At 67.3% G+C, this 13,967-nt stretch carries 9 protein-coding genes; 3 read left to right on the forward strand and 6 right to left on the reverse strand.

Going from position 1 to position 13,967, the window contains the following annotated elements:
- Positions 1–7: 7 nt before the first annotated feature.
- The 4 genes from HW274_RS10740 to HW274_RS10755 all read right to left on the reverse strand — a co-directional run bounded on the left by HW274_RS10740 (position 8) and on the right by HW274_RS10755 (position 8,335).
- Positions 8–1,117, reverse strand: a complete 1,110-nt coding sequence (locus HW274_RS10740) for a putative glycoside hydrolase (protein WP_003785357.1) — start codon at positions 1,115–1,117, stop codon at positions 8–10.
- Complete coding sequence (gene pelF, locus HW274_RS10745; RefSeq protein WP_185988777.1) at positions 1,114–3,702, reverse strand: GT4 family glycosyltransferase PelF; 2,589 nt, start codon at positions 3,700–3,702, stop codon at positions 1,114–1,116. Before pelF ends, HW274_RS10740 begins: the two co-directional genes overlap by 4 nt.
- The gene (locus HW274_RS10750; protein ID WP_185988778.1) at positions 3,699–5,147 is read right to left on the reverse strand and encodes a hypothetical protein; all 1,449 of its coding nucleotides are present in this window, start codon (positions 5,145–5,147) and stop codon (positions 3,699–3,701) included. The genes pelF and HW274_RS10750 overlap by 4 nt, the downstream gene beginning before the upstream one ends.
- A gap of 587 nt (positions 5,148–5,734) precedes the next feature.
- Positions 5,735–8,335, reverse strand: a complete 2,601-nt coding sequence (locus HW274_RS10755; protein WP_075404880.1) for an ATP-dependent Clp protease ATP-binding subunit — start codon at positions 8,333–8,335, stop codon at positions 5,735–5,737.
- Positions 8,336–8,602: 267 nt separating this feature from the next.
- Here HW274_RS10755 and HW274_RS10760 point away from each other — a divergent pair, with 267 nt between their 5' ends.
- Positions 8,603–8,956, forward strand: coding sequence for a DUF6054 family protein (locus HW274_RS10760; RefSeq protein WP_075255276.1), 354 nt, complete (start codon positions 8,603–8,605; stop codon positions 8,954–8,956).
- A 173-nt stretch (positions 8,957–9,129) separates the two neighbouring features.
- Here HW274_RS10760 and HW274_RS10765 read toward each other — a convergent pair whose 3' ends face one another.
- Positions 9,130–9,330 (reverse strand): response regulator transcription factor, encoded by a 201-nt coding sequence (locus tag HW274_RS10765; RefSeq protein ID WP_185988779.1) that lies wholly within the window; start codon positions 9,328–9,330, stop codon positions 9,130–9,132.
- A 151-nt stretch (positions 9,331–9,481) separates the two neighbouring features.
- Between HW274_RS10765 and HW274_RS10770 the strand changes: the two genes are divergently transcribed.
- Positions 9,482–11,650, forward strand: coding sequence for an MFS transporter (locus HW274_RS10770; RefSeq protein WP_260679071.1), 2,169 nt, complete (start codon positions 9,482–9,484; stop codon positions 11,648–11,650).
- Positions 11,651–11,718: 68 nt separating this feature from the next.
- Positions 11,719–12,864: a hypothetical protein gene (locus tag HW274_RS10775; protein WP_256692571.1), complete on the forward strand. Its 1,146-nt coding sequence runs from the start codon at positions 11,719–11,721 to the stop codon at positions 12,862–12,864.
- Positions 12,865–12,969: 105 nt separating this feature from the next.
- Here HW274_RS10775 and HW274_RS10780 read toward each other — a convergent pair whose 3' ends face one another.
- Entirely contained in the window at positions 12,970–13,953 is a 984-nt protein-coding gene (locus HW274_RS10780) for a ribokinase (protein WP_075255272.1), read from the reverse strand.
- Positions 13,954–13,967: the final 14 nt, after the last annotated feature.

The following is a 13,967-nucleotide window of genomic DNA, read 5'->3' on the forward strand; positions in this document are numbered from 1 at the left end:
TCATGACTCAGGCACGCAGGGCAATCATCCCACGATGCGCACTGAGGCGCACCTCCAGAGCCAGCGCCTCACCGTCCGGGTCCCCGGTGGGCCCCGGTGACCTGAGGCCCGCCGGGAGACGCACGGTGCCGCCTCCCTCCTCGCCGAGCGCGACGGCGGCCACTCCGCCCTCGAACTCGCGCACCCAGGCGCCCGAGGTCCTCCGGGGCCGTCCCAGCGGGCGCCCCAGGTCGGCGTCGAGGGCGGGGAACCAGGGAGTGCGCGAGTAGTCGTCGTGACCGGTGGCCGTGTAGGCGCCCTCCCCTCCCCCGAAGACCCAGAAGGCCGCCAGCCCGTAGAGGCCGGGGGACGTGCGGGCACCGGACATGGAGCCGCCGCCCCCGCCGTCGGGCGTGCGCACGATGGACAGGCCCGGCCCTCGCAGCTCGTGAATCTGGGCCAGGGCCGTGGCCTCATCGAAGAGGTGATGGTCCCCCCAGCCCAGCCAGCACTCGTCGAAGCCACCACCCCAGGCCGAGTGGCGCTCCCAGCGGCCGGGTTCCCGGCGGGCCTCGGCCACGTTCGGGATGAGGATCTTGCCGACGCCGTTGAGGCCGGCACCGGCCTGGTCCACGAAGATGTTCAGCTCGGCGCGCAGGGCGGCGGTGTCGGCGATTCCGTCCAGGGGGAGGTCCAGGCCGTAGTAGTCGTCGAAGACGTCGTTGTCCGCCATGACGCCGTCGAAGGCGGTCTCAGCGGTGGCCTGGCAGACCTCCTCCACCCAGCGGGCGCGGTAGTCGGGGTCCCACACACGGGCCTGGAAGTGGCCGGGGTAGGTGTTCCACTCGACCAGGTCGCCGTTGTCACGCCTGGCGAGCCAACCGCGGCGGAGGGCCTCGCGGTAGGACAGCCCGGAGGCGCGCATGGAGTCCGGCTCGAAGTCCCGCGTGGAGGACAGGCACCGGTAGGCCAGGACCGTCATGTCCGGTCGCGCCTCCTTGAGGCGGGCGGCCGCCTCGGTCTCCCAGGGCTGGAGGATCGCCGCCCGGTAGTGGGCGATGGCGAAGTCCAGCTCCCCGGGCTCGAGCGGGTTGCCGTAACGGATCCAGGCTCCGACGCCGCCGGTGCTGCTCCTCATGCTCCTCCTTGGTCGGCGCGGGCGCCGGTCTGCTCACCGGCGCCGCCCTGACGGTAGATCTTGTTGTAGGAGGCGTTGACCTTGACCAGGTCGTAGGCCGCCTCCACGCGACCGCGGGCGTTGAGGCTCAGACGCTCGTAGAGATCGACGTCGCTGATGACCTCCTGGACCTTGTCCGCCATGACGGTGGGGTCGCCGGGCTCGATGATGATGCCGCAGGGGTCCCAGGTCTGCCCGTCGTCGGTGACGATCATGTCCTCGACGACGGAGCGCACGGCGCCGACGTCGGTGCTCACCGTGGGGATACCGGCCCCCATGGTCTCCAGGGAGACGACCGGCAGGCCCTCGTTGTAGCTGGGCAGGACGAACAGGTCGAACTCGGGCAGGAGCTCGCGGACCTTGACGGTGCCGCGCACGGTGATGACGCTCTCCAGGCCCTGCTCGACGATGCGCGTCAGGCACTGCTCGAAGTAGGAGGGCATGTGCTCGGTGGGACCGCACACGTCCAGGTGGATGTTCAGGCCCCGGTCCACCATGAGGCGCACCGAGTCGATCATGTCCAGCAGCCCCTTGATGGGCACGACACGGGCGATGTACACCAGCTTCCACAGGTGCTTGTCCGCGCCCTCCTTCTTGATCTCCTCGATGGCGGCCAGGCGCGCGGCGTAGGAGGCGTCGAACTCCGAGGTGACGATGCCGTTGGGGATGACGATGGCGCGCCCGGAGTCACCGCCGAGCTCATTGGCCTCGGTGATGGCCCGAGGGTAGAGGTAGGTGGAGGCGTAGGCGTAGGGGTAGCACAGGCGCCCCATCTCCAGCCACCAGGCCATCCACATGCGTTCGCGGCCGGTGACGTCGAAGGTGCGGTAGTCGGTGAGCCTGACGTTGAGGTCCAGCCGGCGTTCCAGGAGGGTGTTGACGGTGTCGCGCACGTAGAGGTTGTGCTCGGTCAGCAGCACCTTGGTGCCGTGCTCGCGGGCGGCGTTGACGCCCAGCAGCATGGCGTAGCCGGTGGTGTGGGCGTGGTAGACCTGGGCGCGCGGGACCGGTTCGGCCAGGACCGCGTAGGCCAGGGAGAAGAAGTCGCGCAGGCACCAGAAGATGTCGGTCATCGACATCCCCAGGTCCGGCATCATGTCGTGATAGGCCTCCATGAACTCGCGCGTGCCCAGGATCGCCCAGACCGGGTAGCGGCGCGAGGCGCTCAGGCCCTCGCTGATGAGGTCCCACAGCGGCTCGGTCTGACCGTCCTGGGCCAGGGCGAGCAGGGCCCCCAGGATGCGCCGGGACAGCTCGCGGCGCTGGCGGCGGTTCATACGCAGGTCGCGCGGGCGGGCGCGCAGGAAGTCCTCCTGGTGCTCCTCCATGGACAGGTAGAGGACCTTCACCCAGGCGACGTTGTCCGGCATGCCGTACAGGTCCTTGAGGGGCGAGTGGGAGTCCCAGGTGATGTGGATGATCCCGAAGGTGAGGTCCGGGTTGCCGGTGATGATGTCGTGGACCACCGCGGAGACCCCGCCCTTGAGGTAGGGGTAGGTGGACTCCATGACGATGGCGACGTCGACGTCCACGTACACGCCGTCCTCGGGGACGCCGTCGGGCAGGACCTGCTCATCGGCCTCGGGCTCGGGCTCCTCGGGGGGCGGGAGCAGCTCGGCCGCGCCGGCGGGGGTCTCCTCGTCCTCGGTCTCCTCCTGGGCGGCCTGCTGCTGGGACAGGGGGATGGCGGCGGCGTGGGAGGCGGCCGAGGCCACGGACTCCCAGGCGATGGCGGTGGGTGCGGGGGGCTGCTGGGCCTCGGGCTGGTCGGGCTGTGGGAGGACGGACTCCTGCGGCGCCGGCTCCGCGGAGGCCGAGGACTTCAGCCTGTTCGACTCCTGCGGGGCCGGCCCGGCGGGGGCCGAGGACCCGCCGTCCACCGGAGGCACGGAGGGCTCAGAGGGCGCTCCGGCTGCGGCGGCGTCGGAGGTCGAGGCGGCGGGGGCGGCGTCGGAGGTCGAGGCGGCGGGGGCGGCAGGGGCTTCGGCGTCAACGAGTGGCGGCGACGCGGCGGAGCGGGGGGCGGCCGGCTCCACCGGCGAGGACGCCGAGGCGCCCGAGGCAGCCGGTGCGGCCGAGCTCACGGCACCGAAGATCGGGGAGTCCAGGGCGTCGGGGCTCTGCGGGGAGGTCGGCTCCGGGCTCTTGGGGCGGGGCTGGACCACTCCGTAGCCGGCCGGCGCCGGGGTCTGGACGACGCCGTAGATCGGCGCGGCTGGGATCTCAGGAGCCGGGACCTCAGGAGTGGAGGCCGAGGCCGCAGCCGAGTCGGCAACCGGTTCGGTGGCGGGAGGGTCGGTGGAAGGAACGGCGGGCGACTCGGCGGAGGGGGTGGCGGCCGAGGGCCCGCTCAGGGCGCCGCCGGTGGTGACGACGACGCCGTATCCGTCGGGGCCTACCTTGATCCTGGGGCCGGCCTCCTCGCCCCGGTCGCCGATGCCGGGGGCGTCGTCGGGACTGGGCATCGGAGCGTAGCCGCCGGCGGGAGCCGAGTAACGCAGCGGAAGGCTCTCCAGGCGGGCGCGGAAGGAGGATGACGAGCTCACCAGGACATGGCCTTTCCCCAGAAGAACGAGTACTCGGGTGCGGCCCACCGCTTGCGGTAGAGCAACAGCCCCAGCGCGCACAGCAGCAGGTCGACGCCGGCCAGCGGCAGGTAGGCGGCGGCGTCGGCCACCTTGAGCAGCACGGCCGCGGCGATCGCCACGTGGATGCCCGACAGGAGCAGGGCGGTGGTCGAGTCACCGATGTGGTCGATCTCGTAGCTCAGGAGCGTCAGCACCGTGAACAGGGTCGAGGCGAGGCACACCTCGAGGACCAGTGGGACCTGCTCGGTGGACATGAGCGCCATGGAGCACACGACGACGATGACGCCGGCGACCCCCACGATGCAGGCGCGGATGAGGCTGGCGTCCAGCAGCCGACGCAGCGTGCGTCCGCGCTCGCGCAGGCTGGCCATGCCCTCACGCTTGAGAACCGTCTGGAACAGGGCGATCTCGGTGTTGACCCGGGGTGCGGTGACCGCGAAGTAGTAGCAGTAGGCGACGACGGCGGGCTGGAGGCACAGGTAGACCAGCGCCACGTCGAAGTCGCGACCGGCGCCCAGGAAGAGGAAGAACTTGTCCGACCACAGCACTCCTCCCAGGATCGCACCGCGCAGCATGTCCTGCACGAGGATACCGGTGGCGACCCCGCGGGGCCGCAGGATCTTTCCCAGAGAGCGCCCCATGGACAGGAGCTGGCTGAGGGCTCCCACCAGCGGGGGCAGGTACCACCAGGTCGGCTCGGCGACGAGTGCGACGGCGTAGCAGAGCCAGCCCACCGACCACAGGCGGCGGCGTCCGGCGACGTCGGCGACGATGAGCGACTGGACAAAGACGACGTGCAGGAGGAGCAGGGCGGTGTGGACGCCCAGGACGTGCAGGTTCCAGCCGGTCACGGCGGCCACGACGAGGATCTCCAGCGCCGTGGGCAGGAGCGCCCACAGGAACAGCGCCGGCCAGATGGAGCAGTAGCGTTCCAGGACCGCCCGCGGGCCGCGGCCGATGGAGTCGCCCAGGAGCCGGTAGACGGGGGTGCCGATGATCTGGCTGAGCCAGGGCACGGCCACTGACACGCTCAGGACGATGACCGGCAGGCCGATGCCGCTCACCGTGCTGGCGGCCATCTTCTGGGAGACGACGGGGAAGCTCAGGCCCAGCAGGATCGCGGGGGACATGCCCAGGAGCATCGCCGCACCCCAGTGCCAGCGGGCCCCCGGGGCGATGCCGCCGCGCTTGAGCGCGCGGGTGGGCGGCGCCGTGACCAGCCCCAGGCTGATGAGGGCCGTGAGGACCAGAACGCCGACGGTGACCTGCTTCGGCCAGCCGACCCATGGCAGCACCGCCGCCACCACGCCGAGGACGCTCAGGGTCGCAGCAGCGTTAGCGGTCCGCAGGCGCGGAAAACGGTGCTGGTGGAAATGTCGCGGTTCGTATCTGAGTTGGGTCATGGGAGTAGCGGCACCAAGAATGCGTGAGCACGCACGGGCGATCCGAGCCGGACATTCCGGCGCCGCGATCGAGGGATGTCGCGGCAGTCTGAATGAGGGCGGACAGGTACGGACAGTGAGGACGAAGAGGCGCGAAGACGGTTGGGACAGCCCCGCGCGAAGCGGGGTGACGACACCGATCGGCCATGTCCGAGGGACGACTTTCGACGGATCGTCACTCCACTGTATCGGGCATAGGACTGACATGAGACGGCCAAGCCAAACTCTCAGAATGTTCTCTTAGTGCATTCAGGCGTCACTCACTTTTCATGTGCTTGCTTCGCAGCACAGCCAGCCGTGAGGCCCGTGCATATTCACAGCCTCGAACTGCACCCCGCACACTCCTGCGTCCACGATCATGGTTGTCACCTGGAAAAATGAGCACGGAGGCAAGGCGGCCCCACCACCTCCTCCGCGGTGCGCGGCAACGCGCCTTGCAGCTTGAGGGCCCCAATGTGCGGCGATGACGATGGGCCACAACCCCAGTGGGGTTGCGGCCCATCGTATGGAACTGATAAGGGGACCGGACCGGGCGGGACCCGGCGAGGTCAGCGCCCGGGCTCGGCGGCCGGCGAGGCGCCGCCGCCGCGACTCATGGGCGGGGTGGAGATGCGCAGCGGACTGGAGGCCCCTCCCCCACCGCCGGCCGCGGCGTCCTCGGCCTCACGCAGTGCGGCTACCTCGGCCTCACCCTGCTCCCAGGGTTCGCCGCGGAAGATGAACTCGCCCAGGATGGACTCGCCCTCGGCGTCGACGATGACCTTCTGACCACGCTCGAGCTCGCCGAAGAGGATCTTCTCGCTCAGGGCGTCCTCGATGTCGCGCTGGATGGCGCGGCGCAGCGGACGGGCGCCGAGCACCGGGTCGAAGCCGCGCTCGGCCAGGAGGTCCTTGGCGGCCTCGGTCAGCTCGATGGTCATCTGCTGCTCGGCCAGGCGCCTGTCGAGGCGCACGATCATGAGGTCGACGATCTGGCGCACCTCCTCCTTGGTCAGCTGCGGGAAGACGATGAGGTCGTCGACGCGGTTGAGGAACTCGGGCCGGAACTGCTGCTTGAGCTCGCGGTTGACGTGTGCCTTCATCTCCTCGTAGTCCATGGCGCCGGACTCGGTGGACTGGAAGCCGGTGGCCACCGACTTGCCGATGTCCTTGGAGCCGAGGTTGGTGGTCATGATGATGACGGTGTTCTTGAAGTCGACCACGCGGCCCTGGGCGTCGGAGAGGTGGCCGTCCTCCAGGATCTGCAGCAGGGAGTTGAAGATGTCCGGGTGGGCCTTCTCAACCTCGTCGAACAGGACCACGGAGAAGGGCCGACGGCGCACCTTCTCGGTGAGCTGGCCGCCCTCGTCGTAGCCGACGTAGCCGGGAGGGGCGCCGAAGAGCCGCGAGACCGTGTGCTTCTCGGCGAACTCGGACATGTCGAGCTGGATGAGGGCGTCCTCGTCGTCGAACAGGAACTCCGCCAGGGCCTTGGCCAGCTCGGTCTTTCCGACGCCGGTGGGGCCGGCGAAGATGAAGGAGCCACCGGGGCGCTTGGGGTCCTTCAGGCCGGCACGGGTGCGGCGGATCGACTTCGACAGGGCCTCGATGGCCTTATTCTGGCCGATGATGCGCTTGTGGAGCTCGGCCTCCATGTTGAGGAGCTTGGCGGACTCGGCCTCGGTCAGCTTGACCACCGGAATGCCGGTGGACATGGCCAGAACCTCGGCGATGAGCGCCTCGTCGACCTCGGCGACCTGGTCGAGGTCGCCGGACTTCCAGGCCTTCTCCTTGGCGGCGCGCTCGTCGGCCAGGCGGCGCTCGTCGTCGCGCAGGGAGGCGGCGCGCTCGAAGTCCTGGTCGTCGATGGCGGACTCCTTCTCCCGCTTGACCTGGGCGATCTGCTCGTCGATCTCGCGCAGCTCGGGCGGAGCCGTCATACGGCGGATGCGCAGGCGGGCGCCGGCCTCGTCGACTAGGTCGATGGCCTTGTCCGGCAGGAAGCGGTCGTTGATGTAGCGGTCGGCGAGCTTGGCGGCGGCCTCGATGGCCTCATCGGTGATGACGATGCGGTGGAAGGCCTCGTAGCGGTCGCGCAGGCCAGTGAGGATCCCGATGGTCTCCTCGATGCTGGGCTGGTCGACGGTCACCGGCTGGAAGCGGCGCTCCAGGGCGGCGTCCTTCTCGATCTTGCGGTACTCGTCCAGGGTGGTGGCCCCGATGGTCTGGAGCTCGCCGCGGGCCAGCATGGGCTTGAGGATGGAGGCGGCGTCGACGGCGCCCTCGGCGGCGCCGGCACCGACGAGGGTGTGGATCTCATCGATGAACAGGACGATGTCGCCGCGGGTGCGCACCTCCTTGAGGACCTTCTTGAGGCGCTCCTCGAAGTCACCGCGGTAGCGCGAGCCGGCCACGAGCGAGCCCATGTCCAGGGAGTAGAGCTGCTTGTCGCGCAGGGTCTCGGGGACGTCGCCGTGGACGATGGCCTGGCTCAGGCCCTCGACGACGGCGGTCTTGCCCACGCCCGGCTCCCCGATGAGGACGGGGTTGTTCTTGGTGCGCCGGGAGAGGACCTGCATGACCCTCTCCATCTCCTTCTTGCGGCCGATGACCGGGTCCAGCTTGCCCTCGCGGGCGGCGGCGGTGAGGTTGCGGCCGAACTGGTCCAGGATGGCGCTGCCCGAGGGCGTGCCCTCCTTGGAAGGGCCGCCGGCGTTGACGGTCTCCTTGCCCTCGTAGCCGGAGAGCATCTGCATGACGGTCTGGCGCACGCTGGACAGGTCCCCGCCGAGGTTGGTCAGGACCTGGGCGGCCACGCCCTCGCCCTCGCGCAGGAGGCCGAGGAGCAGGTGCTCGGTGCCGATGTAGTTGTGGCCGAGCTGGAGGGCCTCGCGCATGGAGAGCTCGAAGACCTTCTTGCCGCGCGGCGTGAAGGGGATGTGACCGGTGGGGGCGGACTGCCCCTCGCCGATGATCTCAATGACCTGGCTGCGCACGGCGTCCAGGGAGATGTCCATGGACTCCAGGGCCTTGGCAGCCACTCCCTCGCCCTCGTGGATGAGGCCGAGAAGGAGGTGCTCGGTGCCGATGTAGTTGTGGTTCAAGGCCCGCGCCTCGTCCTGCGCGAGCACGACGACGCGTCGGGCGCGGTCGGTAAAGCGTTCAAACATCAGTAATTCCTCCTCGGCACGCGCTCAGTGCGGGACCGCTCGTCCGGTGGTGGCGAGGGATGTCGCAGCGCCGCGGAGAGATGGCGCTGAGAGCACGTGCTGACAAGGCTAACCAGGCCGACGCCCGGGCCATGCCCCTGTTCGCGGTAGGCGTGAGTAAGCCTTGAGTCGGGTCGGCTCAAGATGCGGAGCCGCACGCTTGGGCGCACGCACATACCCTGGTGGACACGGAGACAGTTCCAGCGAGGACAAGGAAGGAAAGTACCCATGGCAACGACCACTCGGACCGTCGTCGGACAGCTCAGTGAGGTGGTCCCGTTCCTTGAGGCCGGAGTACTGGGCCGATCCCGCTCGGCCTCTGCAGAGGCCGCTGTGGACCTGGGGACCTCCGCCGGAGGTATAGCGGTCAGAGGTTACGAACGCTTCAGCATGATGGGGAACAACCGTGTGGGAATGTCCGTCACCGCTATCCAGGACGGGCCCTACGTCCACATCGTCGGGATCACTCTGGGTGGCAGTCAGGCGGTGTTCCTCAAGCTCAACACCATCGGCGAGGAGGAGTTCCTGGCCACCCTCAACTCCACGATCTCCCAGTGGGAGGAGGAACACCCCGGCGGGTGAGGGAGCACCTCGCCAACCAGCCCGCCCCGGCCGAACAGAGTTCCTGCTCTCGCCCCGCCACAGTCGCAGGGCAGGTCTCGCGTTCACGCCCTCTGCCCCTCGAACGCGCGCCCTCAGGTACGAACTCGCGGGGTCGCGGCCGAAGTGAAGAGCCCGGGACGCAGCGACGCGGCTCAGTCCAGCTCGAGCAGGCCACGGCGCAGCGCCTCGGTGACGGCGGCCGTGCGCGAGTCGACACCGAACTTGGCGTAGGCGCGCAGCAGATGGGTCTTGACGGTGGCCTCGGTGATGTAGAGCTCGGCACCGATCTGGCTGTTGGACAGTCCGCGTGAAGCCACCTGGAGCACCTGCCTCTCACGTGGGGACAGAGTCACCGGCGCCTCTGTCCAGAGCGTCGCCGCACTGGGAGCGACCGACGCAACACCAGTAGTCCAGCCCGCTGGAGTGCTCCACCTGGCCCGTCCATCCGAGTGATGGCCTCGCAAACACCTGACATAGTCACGGATGGGTCATCACAATAGGCTCATGCCTCCCACGCCCGATACCGACGACAACGGCACCGATCAGCCCGGCATCGATCCCGGCAACCAGCCAGGCGCAACCACCTTCAGCGACGAGAGCTCGAAAGAGCCGGACACGGGGGAAACCGAGGACAGCGCCGACCACGATGCCACTGAGGCCAGCCAGGCCGCGACCGACACCGGCGACAGCGAGGGCGAACCCTTCCCACCGCGCGGTGTCCTCACCCTGCGCGCCCTGCGCTGGGGCGGACTCATCGGCGGCGTCGTGTTCGCAGTGACCACTCTGGTGCTGCGCCGGGGGCTCGTTGGTACTGGCGACCTGATCCCGGACAAGGTCTCAGCACTGACAATCTGCATGATCGTCGGAGGGATACTGGCCTGGCCGTCCCTCACCTTAAGGGACAAGAAGCGCCCCGCCCTGGTGACGATCCTGACCACGATCATGGCGGCCCTGGGCCTGATGACCTCAGCATCCCTGATACTGGCGTGGTGGGACACCTACCAGGAGACAGGATTCTCCGTCCTGTTCCTCCTTACCCTGACTGGAGTGGCGCTCTCAGCCACGCTCTTCCTGAGCATCGGACCACTCCTGCACTACCTGCGCAGCACCGCGGTAGGTAGCAGCGATCCCGATGACCCGAGCCGCTGGGCTCCTCTCCAGCGCAAGACGGGAGAGAAGACCGACAAGGGACTCCCCCGGTACGAGCGCGTTCGGGTACCTCGCCGCACGCGCAGATACCTCGCGGCCCTGGTCATTGCCCCAGCACTGACACTTGGTTCCGTCATCGCGGGAACATGGGCACTCATTAACCCGGTCCACCATGTCATCGCCAAGGCCACCGCCGACGTCTCACTGGCGCCACCCACGTCGCTGGCGCCGAAGGCCTCCTGGAGTAAGGAGATATCCTCCACTGAGCTGACCACCGCCGCGGGCGCCGGCGGCCCCATTTTCCTCAACGACGACGGCATCATGGCGCTCAACTCCAAGGACGGCAGCGTCCTGTGGAGCTACGAGCGCAAGCACGCCACATTCGCCCCCAACAGCTACTCCGACAGCCCTAGACTCATCACCAGTCCTGACAGGAAGTACGTGGCCACTCGAATCAAGTTACCCAGATTCGTTGCATCTCCTCAAGAGGGCGAAGCCGCTATCACCCTGGTCTTCGATTCTCTGACCGGCAGAATCGTCTTCGAGCATCAGAGTACCGCCGGCGATCTTCAGCTGACCGATTCCGCAGTCCTCGACGAGGATACTGCCTTCTCACTGACCGACAGGGCCAAGATGTGGACTCTCCCGGAGAGGTCCGGCATGTACTACTCCGGTCCTGCCGGACACGCCTCATTCATCCTGGAGTACGACGAGGACCACACTGCCGAAGTTACCCCGTCCGGAGTGAAGAAGGCGGCAATAACCATTACGGTCTGCCCTCAGAACGATCCCACCGCCGAGGTCGAAGTTCAACAAATCCTGTCAGAATTTACCTTCGAGGAAGGGGTCGTCAACAATTTCAGTTCCTTCATCGAAGGCTGGGGTGCCCGCTACACCGGCGAGACCGATTCGCCGGGGCACCCTGTGGCTGAGGTGATCAGCCTGGATGCACTAGCCAAGGTCGACGGCGCCGACACCACGACCTTTCCCTTAGGAGCGACCTCGGGGATCAATACGGAGGCATCACGCCTCTCAGACAGCATCGTCACCTACCCCGTTATCACTGCGGATGCAGCTTTCAAGCGTCCCCACGAAAATACACGGGCCGCGGCAGTCTTCGACCCCTCCACTCGCACAGTCACCCCGGCGTCACAGGATCGGAGCCTCGCCAGTGCGCGCACTGGGATCGTTGAAGTATCAGCCAACGACGGCTCCACCTTCGCGACACTCGTCATTCGTCCCAGTGACGACTCACCCGGCACCACCATCCCCATCACACCTGGTTCCACATTCCAGTCACCCCGAGAACTGGCAGACTACTTCAACATACCGGCCCAGCCGCTATTCTCCAGAGGCGTCGACTCCTATAGACGAGTAAAGGCCATACGGACGCCTGGCGCCACCATCGTTACCCTCAACACAACTAGCATAGGTTACGGACACTGCAGTGCCGGAGCAAAGAATGACGGCCAGAGATGCCGAGACACCTATCGGATCTTCGGAGTCGCAGGAGGACAGAAATGAGAGTCGCACATCCTCTGAGTCCCCGCACGTCCTCCATGCTCCGGCGACTGTCAGCACTCACCGCAACTGTGACGCTCGCGCTCACCATCGGTTCATGCAGCATTGGGGAGGACACTCAAAGACTCGTCGTCTCCTCCCTCAATGAGCAGAAAGCAGATGCTGCCAACCCTAAGGATTCAAGTGGCAACATGGACAATAGACCATTGTCAACCGCCAGTGGCGTCGTCACCATGAACACATCATACGTAGCCGGAAGGATAGGCTTCACTTCCGGAGGACTGACGACCACCGTGGTGAGTCGAGATCCTTCCACCGATAAGTTCCAGTGGGCGGTTTCCATCAAGCCCGAAGTCGCCGACCAAGAGAGAACCGAATACAGAAATAGCGCCCAAAATCCGCTTCACAAACACACAGGACGGTCATCGACGGGAAGCACTGTCGTCAGTCCTGACGGACACCATCTGTCATTGATCCTCCTTCCCACCGAGCAGCAGGCAGGAGAGACGGCAGCCGATCAACGCACGCATATCGTTGCCCTTGACACCAAGACTGGCAAGACGGTCAGGGACGTCACGGTCTCCGGGATCATCCTGGGGCAGGCCCTCACCAACAGTACCCTCGCCGTCGAGACCGCTCAGAACTACTTCCCGGCCGGCTCCGGGAAGGGAACCATCACCATCTTCTCCCTGACAGACACGAGCGCTCAGCCCTCCTCCTTCCCTACCGACAAGTGGCTGGTGGGAGCCACCCGGGAGAACCTCATGCTCGCACCCGACCTTCTTCCGGACGACTGCTTCGATAGATGCTGGCTGACGACCATCTCCCTCACCAGCATCGATGGGTCCACGACCGAGAGTGTCTCCGGAGCTACTGCGGTCTACCCCGGCGGCTGGATCCGCCGGTTCGCAAACCCCAAAGCAGCCAGCGATTTTCAGCAACGCTCGAAGGCGGCATCAGAGGACGAGCGGAAGTCACTCAGTCCCTCCCGGGAGGCAGTTGAACAGCAACTCGTCAATCCCAGCATCAAGAAGACAATCGACATCACCGGAAAAACCGTTCTTGAACGCGGCGTATCCACCGGCCCCGGACTGCTCGTCAAACAGGACGTCCCCAACGGGAAGGGCTCCACGGAGTCCAAGCCCGCCTTCTGGCTCAGCGCCGCCGATGACGGCCACCCGCACACCGAGAACCTCGAGCGGTTCGAGAACAACTGACGCGGGTCGGCAGCCCGTGTCCTCACTCCTCCCTGAGGCTCCACAGGCCTCTGCAGCCGCCGCGAGCCGCCGCGGGGCTCTCTCACCTCACTCGTCGAGCCGTGCTTATCCGAAGTGCTGCTCGACTGCGGCGATGTCCCCGTAGGAGGCCTGCGCCCCCACAGAAGTCGTCGCGAAGGCGGAGACGGCTGAAGCCGCACCTGCCGCCTCCTTGAGCCCGGCGCCTGCGGCGAGCGCCGCCAGCAGCGTGCCCAGGAAGGAGTCACCAGCACCGGTGGTGTCCACGACGTCAGCCGGGAAAGGATCGACCGGGGTGATCTCCTCCCCCTCGATCACCATCGACCCACGGCCCCCCAGAGTCACCACCGCGGACGGGATCCCCATGGCGGCCAACCGCCTCGCGCAATCGCCCCAGTCCGTGGCGTCGTCGGCCCGGTCACCCTCCGGCTCGGCCACGGCGTCGCTCGCACCCGGCTTCAGCATGTCGGCGAGCTCATGCTCATTGACGACCAGGACGTCAATGGCCTCCAGGAGCCCGGCGGACAGCACAGGGTGGAACGGGGAGTTGTTGAAGACCACGCGGGTGCCGGCGTCATGGGCGATGCGGGCCGCGGCCTCCACGGCGTCGGGGCTGACCTCCATGCACAGCCCCAGCACGCGGGCCTCGCCAATGACATCCTGGTGCTGCTGCGCCGTCGAGACATCCACTGTCCCGTTCGCACCGGGAGACACCACGATGGTGTTGTCCCCCGCGGAGTCCACGGTGATGATGGCGGTGCCGGTGGCCACGTCCTCGCGTTGAACCGCAGAGGTGTCCACGCCGGCGCGCTGGAGGGACTCGATGAGCAGGTCGCCGTGACCGTCCGCCCCGACAACCCCAATCATCCTCACGTGAGCGCCGAGAAGACCGGCCTGAACCGCCTGGTTAGCGGACTTGCCTCCCGGCAGGATCACCAGGTCCTCCCCGCTGATCGTCTCACCGGGCTTGGGAAAGCGCTCCGTTCGGACCGTCAGGTCAGCATTGAGGGACCCGAAGACGGCAACCTCGCCGGATACGTCACCCAGAACAGCTCGCACACCAGCTCCCATGTCCGTTCCTCTCT

This window comes from Actinomyces sp. oral taxon 169 (assembly GCF_013394715.1).
Classification (GTDB): domain Bacteria; phylum Actinomycetota; class Actinomycetes; order Actinomycetales; family Actinomycetaceae; genus Actinomyces.

Excerpts from the sequence above, each read along its gene's own strand:
- HW274_RS10760 (WP_075255276.1), top strand. The coding sequence starts at position 8,603 with ATGGCAACGACCACTCGGACCGTCGTCGGACAGCTCAGTGAGGTGGTC.
- HW274_RS10755 (WP_075404880.1), bottom strand. The coding sequence starts at position 8,335 with ATGTTTGAACGCTTTACCGACCGCGCCCGACGCGTCGTCGTGCTCGCG.
- HW274_RS10770 (WP_260679071.1), top strand. The coding sequence starts at position 9,482 with ATGCCTCCCACGCCCGATACCGACGACAACGGCACCGATCAGCCCGGC.
- HW274_RS10740 (WP_003785357.1), bottom strand. The coding sequence starts at position 1,117 with ATGAGGAGCAGCACCGGCGGCGTCGGAGCCTGGATCCGTTACGGCAAC.
- HW274_RS10780 (WP_075255272.1), bottom strand. The coding sequence starts at position 13,953 with ATGGGAGCTGGTGTGCGAGCTGTTCTGGGTGACGTATCCGGCGAGGTT.
- HW274_RS10750 (WP_185988778.1), bottom strand. The coding sequence starts at position 5,147 with ATGACCCAACTCAGATACGAACCGCGACATTTCCACCAGCACCGTTTT.